Origin of the sequence: Paraburkholderia sp. J11-2, assembly GCF_905220185.1 — a bacterium.
Lineage (GTDB): Bacteria > Pseudomonadota > Gammaproteobacteria > Burkholderiales > Burkholderiaceae > Paraburkholderia.
Genome location: NZ_CAJMYY010000011.1, coordinates 131,613 through 152,069, shown reverse-complemented (window position 1 = coordinate 152,069; position 20,457 = coordinate 131,613). Strand labels below are relative to the sequence as shown.

Annotated in this window: 16 protein-coding genes and 1 pseudogene; 4 read left to right on the top strand and 13 right to left on the bottom strand. The window is 60.0% G+C overall.

What is annotated here, in order from left to right:
• The first annotated feature begins 720 nt into the window (after nt 1–720).
• Entirely contained in the window at nt 721–1,185 is a 465-nt protein-coding gene (locus tag U5A57_RS17495) for a hypothetical protein (protein WP_321912858.1), read from the top strand.
• 314 nt (nt 1,186–1,499) lie between these two features.
• Here the strand turns inward: U5A57_RS17495 and U5A57_RS17490 are convergent, their stop codons facing one another.
• From U5A57_RS17490 to U5A57_RS17455, 8 genes are all read right to left on the bottom strand, one after another.
• Nucleotides 1,500–2,189, bottom strand: a complete 690-nt coding sequence (locus U5A57_RS17490; protein WP_321912857.1) for a hypothetical protein — start codon at nt 2,187–2,189, stop codon at nt 1,500–1,502.
• A gap of 225 nt (nt 2,190–2,414) precedes the next feature.
• Entirely contained in the window at nt 2,415–3,218 is an 804-nt protein-coding gene (locus tag U5A57_RS17485; protein ID WP_321912856.1) for a hypothetical protein, read from the bottom strand.
• A gap of 54 nt (nt 3,219–3,272) precedes the next feature.
• Nucleotides 3,273–3,728: a hypothetical protein gene (locus U5A57_RS17480; protein WP_321912854.1), complete on the bottom strand. Its 456-nt coding sequence runs from the start codon at nt 3,726–3,728 to the stop codon at nt 3,273–3,275.
• A gap of 55 nt (nt 3,729–3,783) precedes the next feature.
• The gene (locus U5A57_RS17475) at nt 3,784–4,830 is read right to left on the bottom strand and encodes an integrase domain-containing protein (RefSeq protein WP_321912852.1); all 1,047 of its coding nucleotides are present in this window, start codon (nt 4,828–4,830) and stop codon (nt 3,784–3,786) included.
• Between the two features lie 1,897 nt (nt 4,831–6,727).
• Complete coding sequence (locus U5A57_RS17470; RefSeq protein WP_321912850.1) at nt 6,728–7,153, bottom strand: hypothetical protein; 426 nt, start codon at nt 7,151–7,153, stop codon at nt 6,728–6,730.
• A 151-nt stretch (nt 7,154–7,304) separates the two neighbouring features.
• Entirely contained in the window at nt 7,305–7,697 is a 393-nt protein-coding gene (locus U5A57_RS17465) for a hypothetical protein (RefSeq protein ID WP_321912848.1), read from the bottom strand.
• Nucleotides 7,698–8,223: 526 nt separating this feature from the next.
• Nucleotides 8,224–9,060: a glycosyltransferase gene (locus U5A57_RS17460; protein WP_321913004.1), complete on the bottom strand. Its 837-nt coding sequence runs from the start codon at nt 9,058–9,060 to the stop codon at nt 8,224–8,226.
• Nucleotides 9,060–10,322: an oligosaccharide flippase family protein gene (locus U5A57_RS17455; protein WP_321912847.1), complete on the bottom strand. Its 1,263-nt coding sequence runs from the start codon at nt 10,320–10,322 to the stop codon at nt 9,060–9,062. The genes U5A57_RS17460 and U5A57_RS17455 overlap by 1 nt, the downstream gene beginning before the upstream one ends.
• Before the next feature lie 248 nt (nt 10,323–10,570).
• Between U5A57_RS17455 and U5A57_RS17450 the strand changes: the two genes are divergently transcribed.
• The 3 genes from U5A57_RS17450 to U5A57_RS17440 all read left to right on the top strand — a co-directional run bounded on the left by U5A57_RS17450 (nt 10,571) and on the right by U5A57_RS17440 (nt 15,214).
• Nucleotides 10,571–11,965 (top strand): phosphomannomutase/phosphoglucomutase, encoded by a 1,395-nt coding sequence (locus U5A57_RS17450; protein WP_321912845.1) that lies wholly within the window; start codon nt 10,571–10,573, stop codon nt 11,963–11,965.
• 300 nt (nt 11,966–12,265) lie between these two features.
• Nucleotides 12,266–13,528 (top strand): glycosyltransferase family 87 protein, encoded by a 1,263-nt coding sequence (locus U5A57_RS17445; protein WP_415774637.1) that lies wholly within the window; start codon nt 12,266–12,268, stop codon nt 13,526–13,528.
• 408 nt (nt 13,529–13,936) lie between these two features.
• Entirely contained in the window at nt 13,937–15,214 is a 1,278-nt protein-coding gene (locus U5A57_RS17440; protein ID WP_321912844.1) for a glycosyltransferase family 87 protein, read from the top strand.
• Between the two features lie 413 nt (nt 15,215–15,627).
• Here U5A57_RS17440 and U5A57_RS17435 read toward each other — a convergent pair.
• The 5 genes and pseudogenes from U5A57_RS17435 to U5A57_RS17415 all read right to left on the bottom strand — a co-directional run.
• Nucleotides 15,628–15,753 (bottom strand): annotated as a pseudogene (locus U5A57_RS17435) (N-acetyl-gamma-glutamyl-phosphate reductase); the annotation flags it as partial.
• Nucleotides 15,754–16,222: 469 nt separating this feature from the next.
• Entirely contained in the window at nt 16,223–16,456 is a 234-nt protein-coding gene (locus tag U5A57_RS17430) for a superinfection immunity protein (protein WP_321913003.1), read from the bottom strand.
• 319 nt (nt 16,457–16,775) lie between these two features.
• Nucleotides 16,776–17,861: a glycosyltransferase family 2 protein gene (locus tag U5A57_RS17425; RefSeq protein WP_321913001.1), complete on the bottom strand. Its 1,086-nt coding sequence runs from the start codon at nt 17,859–17,861 to the stop codon at nt 16,776–16,778.
• A 21-nt stretch (nt 17,862–17,882) separates the two neighbouring features.
• Complete coding sequence (locus U5A57_RS17420; RefSeq protein WP_321912842.1) at nt 17,883–19,154, bottom strand: glycosyltransferase family 87 protein; 1,272 nt, start codon at nt 19,152–19,154, stop codon at nt 17,883–17,885.
• 15 nt (nt 19,155–19,169) lie between these two features.
• Nucleotides 19,170–20,405 (bottom strand): glycosyltransferase family 87 protein, encoded by a 1,236-nt coding sequence (locus U5A57_RS17415; protein ID WP_321912841.1) that lies wholly within the window; start codon nt 20,403–20,405, stop codon nt 19,170–19,172.
• Nucleotides 20,406–20,457: the final 52 nt, after the last annotated feature.

Genomic DNA, 20,457 nt, shown 5'->3' with positions numbered 1-20,457 from the left:
GCGCCTTCGATGAGCGCTTGACATTGCGCGCGGATGCATCGGCAAATACCCTGAGATTCACCATCAGCACCAGGTTGCGGTCGTGCCATTCATTGCTATGACAGATCCATACAGACTAGTGCAGGAGCGATTCAATTTCCAGCATCAGCGTTACTGCGAAGTGTCTGCGATTCTCACGATTGCGAAGCCACCTTCACTCGTCGCCATGGTGTCCAGGTACCGCTTCGGCCAGTTGCTCTTGTATGCGCGCACGAGTTCTCGTATGGCGCGAACTTCATGCGCATGATGTTCTCGAACCCATGCGAAGAATACAACTTCAAAGATGTACGCGTCCGTGCGCTTGACCGCATCCAAATCCTGCTCGCCGACTACGGGTAGAGCGCGTCGAACTCGACGATGCGCTTGACCTGTCGGTCGGGTGCGGATCCGCTCCTGCTTGTCGCGGCTAACATGTCTCTGCGTGGCTTCGCGCGTTGCGATGCGAACGAGGGGCACTGAACGTTGCGACTCCATGAGATCGCCGGGGCCGCTATCTATGCTCATGCATTGGGCATTGTGATTGGCGCCACGCTCGCGCGTGGTCTTCCGGATTGAATCTTCCAGGCATCCTGAGGATGTTCTACTGCGCAGACTTGACTTTGCGATATTCGGGAAATACTGGCTTGGCGAATGTCCTCAGTAAAGAGGCGATCGCTAACCTCGTTAATCTGGAGAGTTGAGATGAAGTTTGACGAAGCGCTTCGAGGCGAGCATGGCCAGGATCTCGTTTGTACCGATTGCGGATGCAGTCAAGAGAGACCCATGCACGCACGACACGGAGATCAATGGCCCCCCAAACACACGAATGTCGAATCCCCAGATGCGGAAGAGATCAAGGAGGTAGCGGTTGGTGTCGATTGCCGCCGTTGGGCGATCGGATGCATTGATCAACGGGACAACTGGATCGCTTCATATGTCCGTACAAGACTCAGAACGATGGCGGTCTACGCCGCCTTCCCAATCTCCCGCCATACGACCGAAGTCGCAGCGCGCGTGTTGCAGGATCGTTTTCTCTCGGATACCGATGCCGTCCTGAAACGAATCCTTGATCTCGCTGCTCTGCGGTATCTGCGTGACGGTTCAAGTACCGTTACGTTGGAGGACGTCACTGTTGCCTTGCGCTCTGTTGAGTTTCCGCAGCGATGACCCACTCGCCGTCCGGCGAGCGGTGCAGGCGAGAAACGTTGGCCGGTCTCCCATGGGGGGGGGCGTTGCGGTCGGATCCCGGATCGGCGCACAGCGCAACACGCGTGAACTCGCTGTGGAACTGATCTTCCCCCTATGAAGTCCGCACTGCAAAGCTGGTGTAGTGGCAAGGCGGCAGACGAACCTTGTCATGAATCCAGAGCGGGGAACTCCGCCGAAACACAGCGGGTCGCGTTTACCGGAAGCGCGTTCTTCAACGCCGTCCTACCTACTTTCTGGTACCAGGCCCGACAGCGGAGTCCCCGTTGAAATGCTCAATGCGGTCGCGTTATTTCATGAGTGCGCCGGGCCTCCTGTACCAGCGATACGATTTCCGCATCAAGCTCCGCGCTCATGACCCGGGAGAGCGCAGTCGCAACGCCTGCGCGCACTGCTGCGTTGCCTGCGTCGCAAAATATATAGAGAACGCAACCCTGCACGAAGTGGTGACCCTCAAACGGATGCACCATGCCAGGACCGAAGTATTCGTGAAAATATTCATTGATTCGTTGGGTCAGCAGAATGTCGACTGGCAGGTGCTGGAATGTTCCATCGCGGCGACTACTTAGCATCAGGGGATCTTCAGCAAGGGCATTGAGCAAGAACTCGAGCTGCAGTGCGTCGCAGTTCCCATCATCAATTTCGTCTGGGGCGAGGGGCCGCAGCAACTTCAAAGCCAAGCTTCCCCATGAGGCCGACCGGTGCCAGACCACGGCACTCTTCAGCTTCGCGTGTTGACGCAAGTATACGGACGACATGCGCAGGGATTTGGCCTTTGTCGCCCATTCGTACATATGCGTTTCGAAGTTAATGCGCCTGGCCACGCGCGCGAGTGTGCTGTTCAGAGCGATGGCATCGGTGAGGAGCGGTGGTAGCGGCTCGCAGCGAAGACCGAGAGCGCGAGCGATAGCTTCTACAAGGGCCTTGCGGTCAATCTCAGACGTCATTTGTCGGAACTTGTTCATTGCGATATCCCTATATTTCAACGAAACGATGTGGGAACCAGCTTATCCAATTGCACCGGCGCCGTTTCGGCGCTGCAGTGTCAATACGGGATGCGCAGCCAGTGCTCTCATGCACGCTCGAGTGGCGTAGTTACGGAGCTCTCGTGGGCCTCAAAACAACTGGCTGCGCGGCTCAACGGGCCTTGAGTGCGAAGTGCACCGTTGATCCGTCTTCATGGATGACCTTTAGTCGAGTGCCGGCCTCCTCGCGCGCTTGCGGTTTGTCGTTGGAGCGAACTCCGCACGCCATTCCTCTTGCGAAATGCACGGTAGTCCGAGCGCCTCAGCGGCGCGTTTGAACGCACCCGCCGTGTCGAGAAGATCGCGCTGCGCGATCACTTTGTGAGCGAGACCGTGCATGATTTTCTCGGGCGCACCATTGAGTCGCGCCGCGGTCAGTTCGGTTTCGAAATCGACCGCGCGGTTCAAGACAGCGGCGATCGGCATCTTGAATTGCTGAGCCTTCGCAAAAGATGTCGATACCGGAAGCGTCGCCTCGGGCACTAGCGTGATCTCAGTCTCACGCGCATATTCGGCGACGATGGGGTAGACGTCCTCGAAGGCGGCGTTCGCTGGCACGTCGGTAAAGAGGATCCGGATGCAGGACGGAGCCACACCCGCCGCACCTATTTCCGCGAGCGTTTCTACGGCAGCCTGCTGTGATGCGGTGTCCGCAGACGTTGAGACAATGATCGTTTTCAGTTCGGTAAGAACAGCGCGCCTTGCCTGGATGAATGCGATCATCGCTTTCCGGTCTTCAGGTGACACGTCGATAATTCCCCCGCGCCGGGAAGTCATCAAGGTGCAGTAATGGTCCTGAAGCGCATCCTCTCTGTCCGTCAGTTGAGCGCTGCCTGCATGCTCGCTGGACCCACCGAGCAGACTCGGGTTCATGAGCAATCCTCCCGTCTGTGCGTGAAGAATTTGTGCTGCCAAGGTTTGCGCGGCACCGTTCGAGCTTTGAAAGTGAGCCACAATCAGATGAGTCATTTTTGTTCCTTCGATGGTTGTAGGTGGAGTTGTGAAAAGCGTTAAGAACGGTCTTTACATGGGTGCGTTGTCGGGGCGAGCCGCATCCTGCGCGCATACTTCGCGCTTAGCCCGGCGTCTGCGACTGCGGGCGAGTTGTGAGGATTCGAGCGGCTGGTAGGTTCGCAAGCGAAACGCGTCCCACTGGCGGTTCTCGACGGGACGACGAATGCGTGGGATCACGATGGTGCGCAGCACCTTGCCGCTATAGCCTGCGTTTAGGCACACGAGGAGCACAGCGCTCAGAGCGACTAGCGCGTCATCGACATGGCAGTCCCGGTAGTCGAGATAGCTCGCGTACGCACGTAGCGTGTCCTCTGGAATTTCGAGGATGGAAGCGGGCATCCTGCTGTGCGATTGCAGGAAGTCTTCAAACTGCCGCCACAGTGGTAGCAGCGTTCTGATGGGGTTGTCGCTGCTGTATCGGTTAAGCGCGAGGCGCGCTTGCGCGGTGAGTGGTGTTTCCAGCATTTGTCTTTCTCCTTCGTAGCGTCTAGATGTGGTGATGGTTTATTTGTACTGCGAATCAATGTGGTTCGCGTCTGGGTTTGCCTCCATGGTTTGTTTGAAATCGGCGTCCGCGTGCCGACCTTCGCCGCCGGAGGGCTGCGCTGTTACCCGCGAATCGATTGTCGGGGCCGGTCCTTTCGGACACTGAGGGGCTCTTCGTTTGTTTGCGGGGAACGAAGTCGCTCGGCAACTGGATTTTTTCGGGGAACCGATGGCGGATCTGCCAGCAGTAGACCTCGAGGATCATCTTCACCCGCGATGGTCCGTGGCCAAGCCGGTCCGAGAGTTGGGTCAGTACATCGACAGGCGGTACCCCGCGATCGAGCGCGGCGTTGGCGAAGTCGACTGCATAAGTGAATCTCAGGCTGTGGCTCGCGAGCTGCCCGCGCATTGGCAGTTGCTCAAAGCGCGACTTCAAGCGAGACTTGGCACTCTTTAGATCGTCATTGCAGCCGGTCACCAGTTCAAAGTCGCGATCGCGGCAGAACGCCAGCGCCGCGTTGATTGCGTCGAGCGTTTCGCCGACGTGATCCGCAAGTACTTCGGTTCGACGCGGGCGACCGTTCTTGGCGCCGCGCTCAATGGGCAAGCGCCGGTCTCCCTGCAAGATCAGATCTCGCCACGTTTCCAGTGACTTGCCGCACATGAGCGCCTCGCGCATGCGTAGTCCAAGCCAGCGCATCAGGCGAATCACGTGTACAACGCCGTTATCGAACGCCTGGGCCGCGGCGAGCAGGTCGCTAAATTCCTGCGGCGTACGCGCGCGATGCCTGCCATGCCGGTCTCGACGCTCGAGCTGGAGTTCTCGGCTGCGGGTTGAACGGGACACATCCTGTCCGGCCGTACCTTGAATCACTGAGAGCGACGCTCGATAGTTCGCGAGCGTGCCAGGCTTCATCGCCCCGGCGACGAGGAACCAGACAAAGAATTCGAACATCCAGTCTTCCGCCTGGTCTACCGCTTCCAGTGTGTGGCCGATGCGCGCCGCGAAACGCGAGAACTCGCTCCAGTGCAAGCGACGATGCTTCTGTGAGTCCTTGCTTCCACCTGCTTCGCGGCTCATCTGTGCGGCGTGGTTGACGCCTCTTGATCTTCGTCCCATAGGGCTCCTTTCCCGTGTTGGCTTTTCCGCCTGTATCTGAGCCTCATGCGCGGGCGGGACGCGCATGAGGGCACCCTGTTGCCACCGGTTACGGTGGCGACGTGTCCGCAAAGGACACGTGATTGAGCTGAGCCAACGAGGGTGCGTCGTTGACCTGCTGTGATTCGGAAGTGCAAAAAGATGGGCAGAGGCGGTTTAGCTGAGGGTCCCCGGATGGCACCGGTGGAAAGGTCTGCGCGCTTGGAAGTGAGAGCCCGGGGCGGGATGAAGATCGCGCGCCGCGTCGCGGCGCAATCGATGTTCAACCGCATTCGTGTGCATGCAGCACGTGGGCGATGACGGCTCGCGTGAGAGCGAGCACGATGTGGGCGGAATTCGGACGAGAAACGTCGCACCGAAATCGCGCTTGAGGGCGTGTGAAAGGATTGATGTGCGCCAGAGCGGCGCGTCGCAGACCGAAACGATCGACGGGCTCGTGTGGCTCGAGCAATTCAAAGACGCAAAGGAAGCCTACGGTTATCCGAAATCGGACGATCGAGGCGTGCTGATGACTCCGGTCATACCGGGACCCAGCTCATTCCTTTAGATATGCCGTGCAAAACCGGGCTGTGCCACGGCTAGGTGGCGAGTCACTCGGGACGGCCGCTGCATCAGAGGATGCATATGATCGCGCGCATATTGGCATTTCGCCTCCGCCCTGAGTCGTCCAGACGGACAGGGGAGGGGCGGTGCGCCGAATGCACTTCATGGATACGCGCTCATTGCGAACGCAAGCAGGGAGACCACGCGCAGATGAAGCCGCGTGCGTTTTCATGGTGGCGTGCAGCGAACTGCAGCCAAGAAGACGTCTCCGCCGGACGGACTACTAGCGCCGTGCCGGAGGCGTTCTCAAAAAGGCTCATCCAGCGCTACAAGGGAACTCGACCGAAGTCGTCGCTGTTGCAGTGTGGTTAAGCAATGGGCATGGATACCACGCCGGAATCGATGCGTCAGAGACGCCGTGAAGCGATTATCGCTACGCAGACTACGAGAGTCGGCCAAGGCGGTTTAAAAAATCTTCCAGCAGTGCAAGGCAATTCGACCGAAGTCGTTACTGTTGCAACGTGCGAGTCAAGCAATGGGCATGAATACCACGCCGAATCAATGCGTCACAGACGCGGTGAAGCAATTATCGCTACGCAGACTACGAGAGTCGGCCTGGGCGGTTTAAAAAATCTTCCAGCAGTGCAAGGCAGTTCGACCGAAGTCGTTACTGTTGCAACGTACGAGTCAAGCAATGGGCATGGATACCATGCCGGATCGATGCGTCAGAGACGCGCTGAAGCAATTATCGCTAGACAGGCTACGAGAGCCGGCCTGGGCGGTCTAAAAAAATCTTCCAGCAGTGCAAGGGAGTTCGACCGAAGTCGTTACTGTTGCAACGTGCGAGTCAAGCAATGGGCATGGAGACCATGCCGAACCGATGCGTCAGAGACGCGGTGAAGCAATTATCGCTACGCAGACTACGAGAGTCGGCCTGGGCGTTTTAAAAAACTCTTCAGGCAGTGCAAGGGAGCTCGACGGAAGTCGTTACTGTTGCAACGTCTGAGTCAAACAATCGGCACGGCTATCATGCCGATTCGATGCGTCAGAGACGCGGAAAGTGGAGCAACATTACCACAGCATTTTGCGATTGCAAATGACGATCGCCCGATTTCTTTAGAGTTGTGAAAATGCGTCTGATTTCTTCACGCGAGACATCGAAAGATGCCTAAAAACATGCGTCTTTCGTTTGATCACCCCAATCAGCAGCGGCGAGTAGACATTGCACTGTCTTTGGCGATCGCGGTTGAACTCGGGGTGGCGCCGTATCCGTTCTCTACCACTGTAGGGTGGAAGCCGGCATGGCCACATAGAGAAGGGCTTCCACGAGAAGCGTCAGCGTGAACCAAAAAAGCGCAACCGACCAATGCCGTTGAAAGATGCGCCACTTGACTGCGATCCCGTAGCATGTCGCGCCAATGCCGCACAGCAAGCCAACAAGAAGGACTGGCTGCGATTGCGTGGTCATTGAGACGTCGAAAGCCGACAACACCAAGGCAGCGCCTCCAAAACCTGTCGGGATTCCGAGCAGACGCAGAATATGTCCGCATCTGGTCTTGCTGGAATTGTCCTGATGCGCGTCCATGTATTGAGGAACGACTCTCTCGAGTTCTCGCTGGGATTGCTCGGGAGCCTGCGGTGACCACTCAGCTTTGTGCCGCTCACCGCCTGAGGTCATGGTCTCACGTCGCTGGATGCTCACGATGTGCTCTCCCCGTTTGTTTTGATCGAGCTAGTGACCATTCCTCGAAACGAGGATCAGACCGTTAGCCCTGCGTATTGTTTATATGTTCGTGCGTCCCGGCTGAGTCTGGCTTGCACGTTGCCGTTGCTGTCTGGCTCGGTAGCGCTGCTCACACAAGCTCGTGACGCTCAGCGGTCGTTAATGTGATTGGATCAGGCCCGAGCGCAGGCGATGAGCGCACCTGCAGGTCCATGGCGACTTGCGGGTCATAAAGTGCGGATCGGCTCGAACGAGTGACAACGGGTGCTTGTTTACGCACGAACGGGTCTACGCCTTTCATTGTCAGGACCTCATGAATCTCAGCAAGGTTCTCACCTGGCACCAATACCCATCCAGCGTCGAGGATGTTGGCCGCGCCATCCGGCGTCCAACTTCGCACATCGTGCCGCTCCGACTGCGGTGCGCCCTGGTTCTGACGCGCTATGCCGAGTCGTTCGGCCATGAGCGTCAAGCGCAGCCCCCTTTCCCGCATCAGTGTCTTGATCAGAACCAGAAGTGGCATGTCATTCATTCCGGGGCGTCCGGGATGTGTGTAAGGTGTTGTTTAAAACAAGTTGGTTGATATAGCAACGTGTGTGCTTCATTGACAACCATCCTGGATCCAACTTATGACGTGATATACCGCACCGCACCGCACACGCGCTTGCTTATTGGCGTTTCCCCTGCTTGATTGGACATCTACGTACGACACATCATTCGTGGACGTCGAAAAAGACATGTCGTCCAATTTTGTTCTCGTAGTCGAATGATATACATATCAACTAAGAGGGCGAAGGCGAATAGGTTGACTGGAGCAGGTTGGTTGTTTGCCCGAAGTGCCGACACGCGGGCCCTTCATTGCGCATCTCGCGACGAAGCGGGATCAGCCGCGAATGAGTTCACGTCTCTGTTGGCTTAACTTGCCATGGTTGGCGTGGTTCTCGCACGTACTTATTCGGTCCGGCGGCGGGGAGCACGCCGGAACGAAAAAGCCCAATAGACCGTGCCGGGAACACGACGGGCAGCGGAGGAAAGAACGGTTTGCGTTGCTAAGCACCGCGCGTGAAGAGCGCCCGCTTCATTTTGTGCAGAGTTCGATACGGCGTCACGAAGTGCAGCAGGCTCTTCGCAACGCCCGCCCAGTCGCGCCAGTTCAGTACGTTCAGATAGCGCAACTGCAGGCGCAGCGTGGAGACGATCTGCCGGCGCCGCTTGGTCGCGCTAATGCCGCCTTCGTTCAGTTCGTAGTAGAGCCCGAGTTCCGGCAGATTCGCGCACTCATAGCGCTCCATCAGTCGCAGAAACAGGTCGAGGTCCTCAGCGGCCGGATATTGCACACGATAGTTGCCAACAGCAAGCACAGCATCAACGCGAAGCATCACCGAAGGGTGCACGAGCGGCGAGCGCAACAGGCGCGTACGGCGCAGGGCGCGCGCGTCGGCGCTCGGGCGCAGCATGAAAAGCGGCTCGCCCGCGCGATTGACCACTTGGGTCCACGTGCCGAGCGCCGCGAGCGTCGGTTCGGCTTGCATGCGCGCGCGCTGCTTTGCCAGGCGCTGGGGCGCGGCGAGATCGCCCGCGTCGATACGCGCCGCGTAGCGAAAACCGCGCGCCGCAAGTGCCTCGACGCCCGCCTGCAACGCGCGCTCGATGCCGCCGTTCTTCGCCATGCGCAAGATTTCCACGCGCATGCCAGGTACACCAGGCGCGACGATCGGCGGCGTGCTGCCATCGTCGACAACGAGCGCGTAGATCGTTGCGTCTTCCTTGAACGACGCAAGCGTGCGCGCAACGTCGTCCTGGCCGTTGTAAGCGGGCATAAGTACGGCGACGTCGGCGAGCGCACCTTCGCGTGCGTCGCTCGCTGGGAGCGCGGCGGAATTCATCATGAAACAAGCTTGAAGCGGATGTAATAGAGGTTCACGCAGGCAGCCGCGAGATAGCCGGCCGCCAGGCCGCACAGCGCGCCATACGAGCCAAGCCGCGGGATCGCCATGAGATTCACTGCGAACGCGACGGCGAGCGCGAGCAGCCATTTGGCGAGCAGCACAAACTTCGCCTGATACTTGAGCACGACGAGGTTGCCGATGGCTTCGAGTCCCGCCGGCACAGACAGCCACACGGCCCAGCGGAAGATGCCGATCGCGTCTTCGTAGTCCGGCCCGAACACGCGGCCGATGATGAAGCCCGCGAGCGCATCGAGCACGAGCGCGCCCGCGACCATCAGCACGGCCGTCATCGCGAAGAGGCGTACGAGGTTACGGCGCAGTTGCGTAGCCTGCTGCACGCGGTAGACGAAGGCCGGCGCGATGGTTTGCGAAAGCATGAGCGCGAGCGTGATCCAGTTTTCGTTGAGCTGCTGCGCGGCCGAATAGCGGCCGAGGTCAGCAAACGAGATCGTGCGCTCGAGCATCAGCCGGTCGAGCTTCAGGAACAGATACATGCAAATGAGCCCGAGCCAGAAGACGGTGCCCGCGCTCGCGAAATGCTTGAAGAGCGCGCGGTCCACGTGCCAGCCGAGCTTGCCGCCGTGGCGGCGCCGGAAGTAAAGCACGAGCGCCGCGCCGATCGCCGCCGATTCGAGCGCCCAGAGCCAGCCGAAGGAAGCAGGCGCGAACGCGGCGCGCGCGAGCAGGTAGACGAGCAGCGCCTTGATCACAGCCGTCGTCATGCTCGCGAGCAATTGCGGCTTGCTGTACGTCATGCTCTGCAGCCAGGCGTTGATCACGCCTACGAACGGCTCGCGAAACAGCATCGTCACGGCGAGCCCGGCGAGCATGGCGCCGACGAGCGGATCGGTCACGCCCAGCGCAATTCCGGCCCACGTGATGAGGAGCGCCGCCGCCGACACGCCGATGCGCAGCGCGAACGCGCTCCCGAGTACGGTACCAAGCTGCTCCGGCGGCCGGTTGACGATGGTGGGCACGAGGATCTCGGCGCCGCAGACCCAGGTAATTGGCGCGAGCACGAGCAAAAGCGTGTTGGCGTACTGCCACTTGCCGAATACGTCAGGGCCGAAGTAGCGCGCGAGCACGCCGCTGATGACGATGGCCACCGCGATCTGCGTGACGCGCTCGAGGCCGAGCCACGCGATGTTTGCAAACGCGCGGGCGACGTCGGGGTTGCCAAAGCGCTTGAGGCTCAACATTGGGCCTCGCCACGGCGGGAGGCGCTAAAAAGGGGGCAGGCACGCGGCATGCGCGATTTCTCCGCCATTTTTGACGAATATTTTGGCGATAAAAGGTGACGGCGAAGCATTAAAATGGGTGCATACCACTGCCGAAAAACGGCAATTATAGTTTGTAACGGATCCCACTTTTCGTAACGCCGGAGGCTTACAACTGCCTATCCATGTTACGAATAGACCCGAATCCCCATCTGGACGTGAGCCCTAACATGATTTCGAAATCGATTTTCAAGGCATATGACATTCGCGGCGTGATCGGCAAGACGCTCGACACCGACACCGCGCGCGCCATCGGCCGTGCCTTCGGCAGCGAAGTGCGTGCGCAGGGCGGCGACGCCGTGGTGATCGCACGCGACGGCCGGCTCTCGGGTCCGGATCTCTCGCGAGCGCTGGCCGACGGGCTGTGTGATGCCGGCGTGGACGTGGTCGACGTCGGCATGGTGCCCACGCCCGTGGGCTACTTCGCGGCGAGCGTGCCGCTCAAGCTGGTGGGCGGCGAGCGCAACGTGGACTCCTGCATCGTCGTGACGGGCAGCCACAATCCGCCCGACTACAACGGCTTCAAGATGGTCCTGCGCGGCAAGGCGATTTACGGCGACCAGATCCTCGCGCTTTACGACCGCATCGTTGCAGAGCGTTTCGACGCGGGCGAGGGCAGCTACACGAAGTACGACATCGCCGATGAATATGTGGCGCGCATCGTGAGCGACGTGAAGCTCGGGCGTCCGCTGAAGATCGTCGTCGACACCGGCAATGGCGTGGCAGGGGAGCTTGCGCCGCGTCTGTTCAAGGCGATGGGCTGTGAGCTGGTCGAGCTGTTCACGCAAATCGACGGCAACTTCCCGAACCACCATCCGGACCCGGCGCACCCCGAGAATCTGCAGGACGTGATCCGCGCGCTCAAGGAAACGGATGCGGAAATCGGCTTCGCGTTCGACGGCGACGGCGACCGCCTGGGCGTCGTGACCAAGGACGGCCAGATCATCTACCCCGATCGCCAGCTCATGCTGTTCGCCGAGGAGGTGCTCTCGCGCAATCCGGGCAAGCAGATCATCTACGACGTGAAGTGCACGCGCAATCTCGCGAAGTGGGTGAAGGCCAAGGGCGGCGAGCCGCTCATGTGGAAAACGGGCCACTCGCTCGTAAAGGCGAAGCTGCGCGAAACCGGCGCGCCGCTCGCGGGTGAAATGAGCGGCCACGTGTTCTTCAAGGACCGCTGGTACGGTTTCGACGATGGCCTGTACACGGGCGCGCGTCTGCTCGAAATCCTCTCGCGCGTGGCCGATCCGAGCAAGCTGCTCAACGATCTGCCGAACTCGCACGCCACGCCCGAGCTGCAACTGAAGCTCGAGGAAGGCGAGAACTTCGAGCTGATCGCGAAGCTGCAAAAGAACGCGAAGTTCACGGGCGCCGACGAGGTCATCACCATCGACGGTCTGCGTGTGGAATATCCGGACGGCTTCGGTCTTGCCCGCTCGTCGAATACCACGCCCGTGGTCGTGATGCGCTTCGAAGCCGACAACGATGCCGCGCTTGCGCGCATCCAGGCTGACTTCAAGCGCGTGATTCTCGCCGAGAAGCCGGACGCGAAGCTGCCGTTCTGAGGCTTCTATATACCTTGACGCCGCCTTGATGCGGACGTCGAAGTCACTGCAAACGCGGCGCCGCGCGGATCCACCGCCCGGCGCCGCGCCGTTTTTTGTGGTGGCGGGTGTTCGCGCCGTTCTTCCGCGATGAGCGCGAGCGACAGCTAGTCTTGCTCCCGAAAATGAAGAAACTGCCCAATGAGCGACCGGTCGTTCAGCCTCAATTCGGGCGTGGGCTGTCACACAATTTATTCGGTAGACCGAGGCGACAATGCTTGCTCTGGCCAAACCCACATCTCCATGTGACTGGGGGCTTTCATGGCAACAACTGTCGAGCAGCCGGGCGCACTACAAAGCATCACAGGCTTTCTGAGCCGTGAAAGACTTGTGATTTACAGCGGCGCCATTCTTGCCATGCAGTTGATCCAGCTAGGCGCATGGGCGTTCGCAAGCTGGGTTCTTCATATTCGGTCTGTGCCTCCGCTGGGGCTGGATTTCAGGGTCTTCTGGAGCGCCTCCTTCGTCTCTCTGCATAGCGGCATGATCTCGGCTTTCAACCCGGACTTGATGGCAGCAGTTGAGGCACATCTGTACGACGGGACGAACTTTGCCGATACCGGTCATTTCGCACCTTGGGTCTACCCGCCGCCCTTCCACGCGTTTATTCTCCCACTCGCGCTGCTGCCGTACGCAATTTCCTACACTGTCTATTGCTTTGCGTGTATCGCTATTTTGCTGTTCGCATGCCGGCCGGCAATGGCGTCCAAGGCTTTGCCGTGGGTTACCGTCATCGCCTTTCCTGGAGTTTGGGTGGCCACAATTCACGGCCAGAATTCATTGATTACCCTTTCCCTCGCGGCTACATCGCTCGCGCGAATCAAGACCCGCCCGTTACTGGCAGGGATATGCGCCGGCGCGCTGCTCGCGGTCAAGCCGCAGCTCGGACTGCTCCTGCCACTTTTCTTCTTGTGCGGTCGCCAGTACCGGGCATTCTCAGCCGCCGCAGCGACAGTCGCCATTATTTGCAGCGCCAGCGCGCTCGCGTTCGGTCTCCCACTCTGGGAACAATTTCTTGGGACGCTGTCGTGGTTCAACAGCGCGATCCTTACGCATAACCGCGCAGATCTCTGGCGTGCAATGCCGACTGTGTATGCCATCGCCCGCTCTCTTGGAGCGAATCTGTATAGCGCCTATGCGATGCATTTCATTGTTGCGGTTCCGCTCGTGGTAGCCACAGCGCTCTCGTGGAACAAACAGCCTGGTTCACGCCTGAGTTGCGCAGCCGCCATTGTCGCGACACTCACGGCAACCCCGTACTTGATCCAATACGACCTCGTCTGGCTGCTATTACCGGTCCTGTATCTTTGCGAAGATTTTCAGAGGACCGGGCATCAGAGCTTTTGGGAGTCGACGATCGTCGCACTCGCATGGTTTCTTCCCATCCCCGCCTTTCTTGGGATCCTGGTGGGTCGCACGGAGTGGGGAGGTGTGCTGTTACCCGTGTTGCTTCTGACCATCCTGATTCGCGCGCTCATCGAACACCACGCCCATAGCCGTGGTGTGATTCGAGCCGGACAATGACGCCGCGCACGCGGGCGCCAAGGCGGACTTCAAGCGCGTGATGCATGCCGAGAAACCGGCCGCGAAGCTGTCGTTCTCACAAAGCTGGCTCGGCATCACGGGACAGCGCGCAGGGTGACGCTCTCGGTCGATTTGGCTGCCATGTGTGACCTCGCGGACAATTCGGCGTCCATTCTCGCTGTCTGTTCCTTCATACTTTGCGATACAAGCTATCGCGGCAAGACCGGCACGACGCTGGCCGCGTGACTAATGAGCGGGGCGCCGCGACCTCCCGGCCCGAGCGTCGCGCACTTCAAGGAGTGACGGGGGATGCCGCAGATCATCAGGGTTTGGAATTGCTGGCGTCATTTGCATTCCGGCGCTGTCTTACGATTTATGCGCCGAATGGAACTACTAGGTGGGCTGGCCATGGACGACGATACCGTGTCCGCTTCCCGGACGTTGTGCGGACCGCCCCGCTGGCTCGACGCACAACGTATCCGTGCGTACGCCTCCTTTGTTCTGTTGGTGAACATCGGTTTCTTCTCGCTAAGGGTATGGTACGGGTGGGTCAAGCCTTTACCCAACGTCAGTCCGCCAGGGTGGGATTTCGCCGTGTTCTGGAGCGCCTCCTGGCTCGCGTTGCACGGGCCGGCAGGCAATGCTTTCGACACCGCCCTCATCGAGCCGATCGTATTGCCGCTGCAAAACATGCTGCCGACGCCGTTCGTCACGCCGTGGACGTATCCGCCCACGTTCCTGCTCGTCATGCTGCCAGCAGCGTTGTTGCCGTTCGGGCTCTCGTGCCTAGCGTATGTTTTGGCTTGGATTGCGTTTGCGCTCCACGCGTGCCGGCGCATCTTGCCGCAGTTGCGGGCCCGGTCTTGGTGGCTACCGGTCGTCGCATTTCCCGCTGTCTGGGCGGCTGGATCGGCCGGGCAGAACTCATTTCTGACGTTTGGCCTGGTTGGGCTCGGCCTCGCCTGTGTCGACAGAAGGCCGTGGCTTGCGGGAATTCTATTCGGCCTACTTGCCATCAAACCGCAACTGGGACTCGTGATTCCTGTTGCGCTGCTGTGCGGCAGGCACTGGCGCGCGTTTGTGTCGTCGGCGCTGACCGTTGGCGCGTTTTGCGCGCTTGCGGGACTATTGCTTGGATTTGCGACATTCGCGCGATTCGTCGAGGCATTGCCTGCCTTCAATCACTTCGTCATTCAATATTCGGACCGCTGGCCGCGTGGGATTTCGACAGTGTTTGGTGCTGCACGACATTTTGGGGTGGCCATTCCGAGCGCATACGTGCTTCACGCGGTTGTGGCAGCACTGGCTGCGAGCGCCGTTGTCTGGCTTTGGTCCGTGCGCGCGTCTTTCGAGTTGCGGGCATCGGCGCTTGTTCTGGCGACGTTGCTGGTGCCGACTTATCTGATGCCCTACGACCTGCTTTTGCTTGGCTTGCCGATTCTGTGGCTCGTGCGGGACGGTGGCCGCAATGGCTGGATTCGAGGTGACGGCGTCGCGATGGTGAGTGCCTGGATTTCGCCGATTGTCATTTACACACCGGGGGAATGGGCGGCGGCCGCGTATGCGCCGGTCATCGTCCTGGCGTTGCTGCTGGTCGTCGTGCGGCGCTATTTGGCCCAACGGACGGTGCGCGCGGGCGAGTGGGCGGTTATCGTTGAAGGCGCCGGGCATAGCAACTCGCACTGAGCTGACCTATTAAGACTGTGCAGGATCCTGTGCGAGCATCCAATACCCGGTGCTCCGATCCTTTACTTTGCGCGTCAGGCCGTTGCGCGAGGCATGCATGAGAATCGAGTGCATTGTAAGGAACGCGCCCATGCATTGGCGTACGACTGCTCTTCGGTAGTCGGGCGAAACGAGACGAGAAGCGTGAACCACGCCAGGTTCACGACGGCATAGTCAGTCCTTGCCGACGAGATCGCTCCGTGCCGGGCGACTGCATCTCTCCGGACACAAGGATGACGGGAAGATAGAGTCGCTAGCACCGTAGTAAGGACGACTGGGAGGCGTACCGCCTAAGAACATTCGCTGGCCACGACCCGATCGGCAACAGTTGTTAGCGAATGAAGTGGCCGAACGTTAGCTCAAGCCATCGGCCACTATTGCCGCGTGAGCATGAGGTTCAGGTTCTGAACCGCAGTGCCGGATGCGCCTTTGCCGAGATTATCGAAAACCGCGGACAGCAGGACATCCCCGTGCTCCACGTCATGAAACACGCTTAAGCGTCCCGCGCTCCTACACCGACCGTGCGCAAGAACGCGAAGTCCCTCGGCGCCAGCGATTCTTGTGTGTGAAGTGACCTTCCTTCCGGCGTACCTTCCTCTTGCGCAGCGTTTGACGCAAGCGCTTCGACTTCGTACTTCCTGCACCAGCGATGACTGGCCTCAATCCAGAATCCGTTTGTAAGCGGGATCTGGCCTTCCCGCATTGGACGCCGGGCAGACACTGTCGCAGGTGGAAATGTCAGCGCGAACGCTTACCATAATCGTGGAGATCTGCCGCGCCCGTCGCGTTCTTCTGTCCTGTTACTACCTTTGACTGCTCTAGTAGCCTTTGCTCGCGAAGACCATCTACGACTACGACGCTTTTCTTCCTTGGAAGGGCTTGCTTGCCTCAATTGATCATCGACGCCGACACACTTTACCTGTCCCTCGGAATTGACTTTGACGGATAGCTAAATTGATCGCCTACTGACTAAACCAGCGAAAAGTCGTCCCCACTTTTTTGTCGATTCTCAGAGTTGCAGGTGTGAGCTGGTTCATTACAAGGGCCCTCTTTCTGACCTGCAGTCAGTGCCCACACTAAAGCGACGATCCAGCCGAGCACGGACCATCCGAGCAGCATATTAAGCCCTGTGATTGCGCGTCGCATAGGGTGCATGCGACGGAAAGCGACGATCGAAGGAACGAAGTACAGCAACACAAACATGACGAGAAGTCCACCCGGATCACCGGGTGCGTCCTCGGCGCCGAATCTCGATTGATTGTCAGACATGTTGTCCCCCGTAAGTCAGCGGAAGCGTCAAATCACGTGACGCGTATCATTGTGCATCTTGGCTGGTCACCAGCTCTGAATGCAATTTGATTTCGAGGCCGGCCAGACACACAATTCGGTGTTTGCCGTCGTTGCTTTCGACAAGGTGCTCCAAAGGAATCGAGTCGCGATCATTGGTTCCGTTTTACTGGCTTGAGCCACGACGCGCATCGCGAGCACTGCGCATCGAACGCGACCCTTGATCGACGCATCTTCAACGGCCCGCTGCTCGCACCTGCGACGCGCCACGCCAGCGAACCAGTTCCAGCGGCGCGCTATGGGTACGGGTGTCCGCGCGTTCGACCGGCAGGACGCTGATCGTGCCACGCGATTCGTAGCGCCGCCGCACGAGGTAAACAGGCCGTTTTTTTGACTCGTCGTAGATACGCCCGATGTATTCGCCAACGACACCGATGCCAACCAACTGGACGCCGCTCAAGAACAACACCACGGAGAACAGGGAAGCGTAGCCCGGAACGGGATTACCGAACATCAGCGTGCGGCCAACCATGAAAATGCCGTAGCAAAGCGCGAACGCAGCCAGCGCCCCACCGATATACGTCCAGCTACGCAACGGCACTGTGCTAAAGCTTGTAATGCCTTCAAGGGCGAAATTCCACAGGCGCCAGCCCGAGAATTTGGTTTTGCCGGCGCAGCGCGGTGTGCGCTCGTAGTCGATCATGACGGTGTTGAACCCGACCCACGCGAACAGCCCCTTCATGAACCGATGCCGCTCCGGCAGATCTCGCAGCGCGTTGACCACCTGGCGATCCATAAGTCTGAAGTCGCCAACGTTTTCCGGGATTTTCAGCTCCGATAGCGCGTTGTGGATGCGATAGAACAACGCCGCGGTCGTGCGCTTGAGAAAGGAGTCGCACGCGCGGCTCGCACGCCGAGCGAGCACAACTTCGGCACCGTCACGCCAACCCTGAATCATCTCGGGAATCAGCGAGGGCGGATCCTGCAGGTCCGCATCGATGACGATGACCGCATCGCCAGCCGCCTCATCGAGGCCCGCAGTGAGCGCCGCCTCCTTGCCGAAATTGCGCGAAAGGTCGATGACCTTGATGCGCTGTTCGCGCTGGCTCGCGAAGATCAGCCTTTCAAGCGTGGCGTCGCTGCTGCCGTCGTTGACGCAGACGATCTCGAAGCGGATCGACTCGATCGACTCCATGGTCGCGACGATCTGCGCGAAGAACGCGCCGACACTGTCTTGTTCGTTGTAGAACGGCGCAACGATAGAGATAAGGGGAGGCTCGAGCGCAGCTGCAACGTGGCGCGCTTCCACACCGACAGGCATATTCATGACGTCTACTCCCTGTTACAACGAGGCTGCGGTGTTGGGAATTGCCCGCGCTTTCCGCTCGCGCGCGATCTGCGCAATGAGCATCCAGAGCGTGGCAATCGAGATGAGCGGCGTAAACGGAATGTGCAGATGCGAAACGAGCGTGAGCCCGGCGACGGGAGCGAGCCAGAGTACGGCCAGCCATTCGCGCTGTCCGCGCTGAAAGCCGTGCTCTCTCGCGTGATAGACCACCCATGCGATCAGGATTCCATACCATGTCAGATCGTAGTCGTAGAGATACGGACTCACGAGCATGCTGGCGCATACGAGCACGGCGGCGCGCAGCCCGAAAGCGCTGGGGCGCCTCCATGCGTAGCACACGGCCGCCGCGGCGCAAAGAGCCGATAGCGCTTGCACCGCGCCGGCGACGACGGTTGGCGCGTGAAGCAGCTTGAGGGCCGCGAACAGGGTGGGCACACGAAACAGCAGCGCTCGTCCGCTCTCGACAAAGCTGTTGGCGAGGCCCATGTTATGAACGAACGCGACGAGCGTTGCGCCACCGAATGCCAGTACAGCGAGTACCAGCGAGATCGCCATGCCCGCGATCATCGCGCCCAGTGCACGCCACGAGCGCGAAGCCAGCAGCGCGAGGGGAATCAGCACGCACAACTGTGGCTTCATGGCGACGAGCGAAAAACATAGCCCTGCGAGTATCGGACGGCGGCGCAACAGGACCAGTCCGAGCCCCACCAGCGAAGCCGTGAGCAATCCGTTCTGGCCGGCGGTCAGCACGAGCGCTGAACCCGGGAAGGCGATGGCGAGGAGCGCCGTGCGCGGGTGGGGAGCGATCGTCTTGACCACCGCGACGAACAAGGCGAGGGTACCGAACAGGAAGATGGGTGCGGAAAGCGTGAACGGCAGCAATGCCAGCGGATAGAGGAGCAGCAGGAACGTTGGCGGGTAGAGCCACGGAAGGGTACCGACGGGCCGGCCGGCGGCATATTCCTCGATGGGCTTCAGGATGCCAAAGTTATAGGCGTCCACCGCATGTCCTTGCAGGGCAAGATGCGAGGCGCTCCAGAACGGCAGGCAGTCTACGGCAAGCACGCTCAGCTGGGGATCCTTGAGCCAGACCAGGTGATACACGTAAGCGAGCGCCACGCCGAGATAGTAAGCAAGCGCGGCGAGCGGATAGATCCACAGGCGTTGGCCGCTCAACCAGTGAGAGACGTGCTGTCGAGTGCCGAGGGGCTGGGCTGGCTCGAGCTTGGCGGTATCCATGTAATCGCGGTACGTTCTCTGGCTCATGGCGTGGTGCCTTGCTTAAAGGATGGGCTCGATGCGAGCGCGGCGCAGCAGCGCGAGCAACATGAGCAACAGGATCACGGGTCCGGTTTGCGGCAGTCTCAGGATCTGATTGATGAATTCGAAGATCGGCAGGAGCCAGACGAGGAGTAGCACGGGCTGCTCACCGGCCAGCCATCCGCGACGCAATCCGCTCGCGAGCAGGCCCGCACAAGAGAGTCCGACCCACGTTAGTTCGTAGTGCCAGACATAGGGCGTGACAATCAGCGTGGCGGTCGCGAGCGCGGCGGCGCGCAGGGCGCAATCGCGCGTCGTGCGCCAGATTTTCCACGCACCGCACGCGGCGATGATTCCAATCGCTGCATGCATCAGGCCTGCTGCGATCAGCGACGCGCCAAGCAGCCGCAGCGAAGCGAACACGGATGGCGAAGCGAGCCAGAAGCGGACGTCGTGCTCGAGGATCAGCTCACGCGCCATCGCGATGTTCCCGGCGAACTGCCGAAGCGAAGCGGTCCCGCAGAGCGCCACGCTGGCCAGGGAAAAGAGTGCGGCTGTCACGGCAGCACATCCGAACACTTTCCATGCCCGTGCCGCGATCAGAACAACGGGGAACAGGATGCCCAGTTGCGGTTTGATCACCAGCAGTCCGATGCAAATTCCGGCGATAACGGGGCGCCGTTCGATCGACGCGACGGCAAACGCGGCGAGTGCCGCGGTAATCAGCGCGTTCTGCCCGAAGATGGCGCACACCATCACACACGGCATGGCGAGCACGACGTAGCGTGCCGCCGCAATGCCAAGCGGGCCGTGCGCGAGTCCGGAAACGCGAACCGTCGCGCAGACGAAAGCGGACACACTCGCGACCAGGAAGAAGCCGTAGGCAATCGGAAGCGGCAACAACGCGAGCGGTGCGACGAACAACAGGAAGGTGGGGGGATAAAGCCAGGGAATAAACGCGCTTTTGGGCAAGCCGCCGGTTGCCGCGGCCACGATCCGGGAAAACGCCGAGTAATCGAAGACCATGGAGGCTTGCCCGTGCAGGACTGCGTGACTGGCCGACCAGAACACGATCAGATCTGACCCCGGGCGCCAACCGCGAGTCTCCGAAAAGCCGTGAGTCACGATTGCCCAGAGTGCCACGAAGCCGACACCGATGACGAGCATGGCGGTGCTGTAGGCAATGAGCCTCTCGCGCGAGAGCCAGGCGAACGCCGCCGAATGCAAACGCGAGCGATTGCGCTCAAGTGGTCCCATTTTTGTAGTCCCCGTTGAATATTTTCTGTTGGCGGCGCTGCCGCCTATTTCT